At 56.6% G+C, this 348-nt stretch carries 1 protein-coding gene; it reads left to right on the top strand.

The window, feature by feature from the left end:
• Nucleotides 1–137 precede the first annotated feature (137 nt).
• Nucleotides 138–348: DoxX family protein (locus SB717_RS34285; protein WP_410907300.1), on the top strand; the 211-nt coding region annotated here is incomplete at its 3' end.

Below are 348 nucleotides of genomic sequence, written 5' to 3'. Positions count from 1 at the left end.
TGCCACGAATCGTAGAAGCGGTGTAACCAGTCGGCCTTTTCCCGGGACTTACTGGGTATCGGCATGCAATCGGTCGCGCCCCGGCAGCAACCCGAGCTTGCGTCATGTTTATCGTTTTCCGAAAAAGGCCTTTGAGCATGACTATCATCCGCTCCATCACGAGTCTAATGAACCCTGCGCTGTTAGCGGACCGCCTTCAACGCTGGTCACCCTTACCGCTGCGCGTCATCGTCGGCTACGGCTTCATGGCGCATGGCTACGCAAAGATCATCAAGGATCCTGAGCACTTCGCTGCCATTCTGCATGCACTCAATGTGCCGGCTCCGCACCTGATGGCATGGATGACCA

The sequence above is a fragment of the Priestia sp. SIMBA_032 genome (assembly GCF_046535215.1).
Taxonomy (GTDB): domain Bacteria; phylum Bacillota; class Bacilli; order Bacillales; family Bacillaceae_H; genus Priestia; species Priestia aryabhattai.
This window is presented reverse-complemented; position numbering and strand designations above follow the sequence as displayed.